Source organism: Methyloceanibacter marginalis (assembly GCF_001723295.1).
Classification (GTDB): domain Bacteria; phylum Pseudomonadota; class Alphaproteobacteria; order Rhizobiales; family Methyloligellaceae; genus Methyloceanibacter; species Methyloceanibacter marginalis.
Window position 1 is genome coordinate 1 of the sequence record NZ_LPWD01000416.1, and the last position, 4,206, is coordinate 4,206.

At 61.9% G+C, this 4,206-nt stretch carries 4 protein-coding genes and 3 pseudogenes; 1 reads left to right on the forward strand and 6 read right to left on the reverse strand.

From position 1 onward, the window contains the following. The 3 genes and pseudogenes from AUC71_RS18900 to AUC71_RS14040 all read right to left on the reverse strand — a co-directional run. Positions 1 to 141, reverse strand: a pseudogene (locus AUC71_RS18900) (two-component sensor histidine kinase); the annotation flags it as partial. 83 nt (positions 142 to 224) lie between these two features. Then, positions 225 to 937: pseudogene (locus tag AUC71_RS14035) on the reverse strand (response regulator transcription factor). Positions 938 to 939: 2 nt separating this feature from the next. Beyond that, on the reverse strand, positions 940 to 1,530 hold the full coding sequence (locus AUC71_RS14040; RefSeq protein WP_069624741.1) for a MarR family winged helix-turn-helix transcriptional regulator: 591 nt from the start codon (positions 1,528 to 1,530) through the stop codon (positions 940 to 942). A gap of 194 nt (positions 1,531 to 1,724) precedes the next feature. On the opposite strand from AUC71_RS14040, the gene AUC71_RS14045 reads away from it, so the two are divergent. Beyond that, on the forward strand, positions 1,725 to 2,615 hold the full coding sequence (locus AUC71_RS14045) for a branched-chain amino acid aminotransferase (RefSeq protein WP_069624738.1): 891 nt from the start codon (positions 1,725 to 1,727) through the stop codon (positions 2,613 to 2,615). 8 nt (positions 2,616 to 2,623) lie between these two features. Here the strand turns inward: AUC71_RS14045 and AUC71_RS14050 are convergent, their stop codons facing one another. The 3 genes and pseudogenes from AUC71_RS14050 to AUC71_RS14060 all read right to left on the reverse strand — a co-directional run. Further along, positions 2,624 to 3,100, reverse strand: a complete 477-nt coding sequence (locus AUC71_RS14050; protein WP_158007871.1) for an Imm1 family immunity protein — start codon at positions 3,098 to 3,100, stop codon at positions 2,624 to 2,626. 107 nt (positions 3,101 to 3,207) lie between these two features. Beyond that, positions 3,208 to 3,578: pseudogene (locus tag AUC71_RS14055) on the reverse strand (DUF2019 domain-containing protein). Then, positions 3,575 to 4,206: hypothetical protein (locus tag AUC71_RS14060; RefSeq protein ID WP_204376735.1), on the reverse strand; the 632-nt coding region annotated here is incomplete at its 5' end. The gene AUC71_RS14060 and the pseudogene AUC71_RS14055, both read right to left, overlap by 4 nt.

Sequence of the window (4,206 nt, forward strand, 5' to 3'; positions counted from 1 at the left end):
GTTCTGCACCGTGCCCGTGGACAGCCGGTGGGTCACGGTCTGCCAGTGGCGCTCCAGGAAAACGAACGTCACCACCGACTGGAGCAGCACCATGGGTGCGATGATGATGATCAGCGCGCGCGCATAGAGGCCCTTCGGCATCTTGTCGCCGAACTGCGCGAGCAGCCAGCGGAAGGGCCGGGGGCGTTCCCGCGGAACGGGGGCGGCGGTGTCGGAGACGGCGCTCATTCGGAATACAGAATGTAGCCCTTGCCGCGCACGGTCTGGAGATAGACCGGGTTGGCCGGGTCGTTTTCGATCTTACGTCTGAGGCGGTTGATCTGTACGTCGACCGCGCGCTCGCCGCCGCTGTCGGCCCCTTGGCGAGTTCGTGACGCGAGACGGGCGTGCCCGGACGCTGGGCGAAATAGCGCAACAGATCACGCTCGCGCTCGGTCAGGCGGATGGTCTCGCCGGCGCGCTGCAGCTCGCCGCGCGAAACATGAAAGATGAAATCGCCCATGCGGATCTCGCCGGTGGCCGGCGCCGCGTTGCCACGCTTCAGCACGTTGCCGACGCGCAGGAGAAGCTCGCGCGGGTCGAAAGGTTTGGCGAGATAATCGTCAACGCCTGTTTCCAGTCCTTCGATGCGCTGATCGGGTTCTGCGCGCGCGGTGAGCATGAGGATCGGCACCTGACTGTCCTGGCGCAGCGTCCTGGCGAATTCGATGCCAGACTCCTTCGGCATCATCACGTCGAGAATGAGCAGATCGAAGGCGAGGCTGCGCATGGTGGCGCGGGCCGACTGCGCATCGTCTGCCGTCGTAACTCGGAAGCCGTGATCATTCAGATAGCGCGCCAGCAAGTCGCGAATGCGGCTGTCGTCGTCCACCACAAGAATATGCGGCGCGTTGTCGTCGGGGCCGCTGCCCCGATGGGCTTTGATCTGCGTCGGCATGATCAGGTTCCGTCCCCCTTGTCCCCTTGGCGTGTCTCGGCCGGCATGGTGGACATGATGGAGGAGACTTTGGGCCGATCTTCGGCATTGATCATGGCTTCGAGAAATGCGCGCAGCGCGGCTTCCGCGCCGGGCCCTGCGGCCTCCAGCGCATTGGTAAGACGAACGAATTGAGGCGCGGCCAGCCGCTCGGCCAGCGCGCGGCCGCGCTCGGTGGGATAAAGCAGCCGCTCGCGGCGGTCCGAGGATCCCGCCTGCTGCTCGACAAAGCCCTGATCGATCAGCTGCTTGAGCACGCGGGAGAGGCTCTGCTTGGTGATGTTGAGGATGTCCAACAAATCCGCCACGCGCAGGCCCGAGTGGCGGTTGACGAAATGGAGCACCCGGTGATGGGCCCGGCCGAAGCCGAAATCCTTCAGAATCGCGTCCGGATCGCCGGTGAAGTCCCGATAGGCGAAAAACAGGAGCTCGGCGAACTCATGGAGCTTGGCTTCGGGCATAGGGCTGCCTTTGCCGCCGGCGGTTGCGCCTTCGCCACGCTTGGCGCCGCCGCCTTTCCGGCCGCGGCTCAGGGGTTCATTTAGGTCAGTCATGTTGACATATTTTTCCGCTTGGTTTATGTCAGCCATGTTGACTTAATTGGGTCCTTGATACGCCTCGCCACCTGCTTGCGCAATTGCCGCTTGCTCGCAATTTCCCTGGCGGATGGTATGAGGAACAACCAAGTTGGTTTTGGGACGGAGGCCGCCACGCAAGAACGGCCTGTCCTGCTCGTGGAGGAGAGCGCATGTCGAACTACGATCAGCGCGACGGCTTTATCTGGTTCAATGGCGAGCTGATTCCGTGGAACGATGCGCGGGTGCATCTCCTCACCCATGCCCTTCATTATGGCAGCGCCGTGTTCGAAGGCATGCGCGCGTATGACGGCGAGATCTTCAAGCTCACCGAGCACAATCAGCGCCTGCACACCTCCGCCGAAATCCTCGACTTCGAGGTGCCGTATTCCGTGGCAGAGCTCGACAAAGCGGCGCGCGAGGTCGTGCGCGCCAACAAGCTGTCCGACGCCTATGTCCGGCCGCTGGCCTGGCGCGGCAGCGAGCAGATGGGCGTGTCGGCGCAGAAGACGCGCATCAATGTCGCCATCGCCGCGTGGGACTGGGGCTCGTATTTCGATCCGGCCGCACGCGAGAAGGGGCTGAAGCTCACCTTCGCCAAATATTGCCGGCCCGACCCGCTTACCGCGCCGGTCCACTCGAAGGCGGCGGGCCTCTATATGATTTGCACCGTGGAGAAGCATCGCGCCGAGCGCGAAAGCTTCGCCGACGCGGTGATGCTCGACTGGCGCGGGCAGGTCGCCGAATGCACCGGCGCCAACATCTTCTTCGTGAAGGACGGCGTGATCTATACGCCGACGCCGGACTGCTTCCTCGACGGCATCACCCGGCGCACGGTCATCGGGCTCGCCAAGCAGCGCGGCTGGAAGGTGATCGAGACGAGCATCTTGCCGGAGGAGCTTTCAGGCTTCACCGAGTGCTTCATCACCGGCACGGCCGCGAAGTGCCCGTCGGGCGCGATCGGCGAGTACAATTTCACGCCGGGCGAGATCACGCGCACGCTGATGGACGACTACGCCGCGCTGGTGCGTCCCGCGCAGGCGAAGGTCGCCGCCGCGGGGTAGGGTTCGGCTTACGGATCGGGGAAGGTGCCGGGCGGCAAATCCTTGTTTGCCACCCACTCGATGCATTTCGGCAATTGACCGTCGGTCTCGATGAATTCCTTGACGGCCTCATAGGCCTTGGGGAAGGGGATGAAGAGTCCCAGCGGTAGCCGGTCGCTGTGCAGATTGCGCACCCACTCCTCCAACCGGCTCATATCGCCTTTGGACGTATAGGCCTCCTGATAACCGCCGCCATGCTTGTGATAGATCAGCAGAACGCCCAGCTCCGGGATTCCATACAGATCGAGATTTAGGTCGACGCGGTGGCCTGCGAGATGGTCCTCGTGCTCTGTGCCATACAGACCTTCTACCGAGAGACCCGCCGTGTCGTTGCCCCAGGTATGAAACCACTCCTGTCCAGGAGCAGCGAAGAAGTAGTGCCTAATATCCTCAGGGTCTGGCCAGCCCTCATCATCGATCTGATCGAAATATGTAAACTTGCGCATCGTGCTCGCCTTATCGAATCCAAGACCCATTTCGCATGGTCCGGGTTAGGCCTTGGGCGCGTCGACGCCGAGACGCGTGCGCAGCTCTCCGATTCGTTGCGGTGACGCTAGCTCGGTTTAAAAAAACCACTTTCCAGATTACGAAGACACATCCCGGCTTCCATCGCTTGGGGGTGCCATTGGGATGCTTTGATCGACTCCAACACGGTCCGGGCCGTATCAGGTGCCAAGGCTAGCGTGTTCTTGGCTGCTTTGAGCCGCACCTGCATATTAGGGTGCTCGTACAGCGGGATGAGAGCCGTTCTCTGATCGTCAGGGCGCGACTCAACTCGTCCAGAACAGCCCGCATCTGTTCGAACAGTCGGCGGAATTTTGCGAGATCTTCCTCGAGCAATGCCTCGTCCTGGCGGAGACAGATATCCACGAATCGCGCGACCAGCTGATCGACGGTCATTGCTTTGAGGTCGAGTCCGCTCATGGCTTGAGCACTCCGGCTTCCATCAGCGCTTCATGGCCGACCCTTACTCGCTCCTCCCAGGCCTTCCCGCGCAAATATTGGCGTGGAGGTATCCAGCCATAATCCTCATTGGGGATCATATACCAGCCGGTGATCATCCAGTGCTTGAGCCTCGGAATGCGAACCAGGTTTTCTGGCGCGTCGATCATGGAGCGTGGATAGCCGTCCCGCTCGGCGGAGGTCTGCTCGACGATGTGATGCACATCATAGCCCGCGGCGGGGGTGTAAGCATCCTGCTGCAATTCCTCCAGGCTCTTCGGCGGATCGGCGAAGCTGCGGATGGAGTCGATGGCCGGTTCGAGCCACCCGGCTTCATCCACGATAGTCAGTAAGGCTGTAATTCGTTTCCCGACGACCTCCTTCACCACGCCTCTTGCGATCCATTTCGCCAGTTCTTTATAGACGCGCGAGCGCCCTCGAGAGCTTCGCGGTCTTTCTTCTGGGAACTTTGGTGGCTTGTCGTCGTCTTCGCCTCCCGGCGTAAAGGAGGCGAGAACGATATTGCTCGCCTGGCGGTTGGTCCCTAGCTCCTCGCTGTCTCGCCCTAATGATGTCCGCCCCCGTTCCCATCGGTCCATTGGCCGCCGTC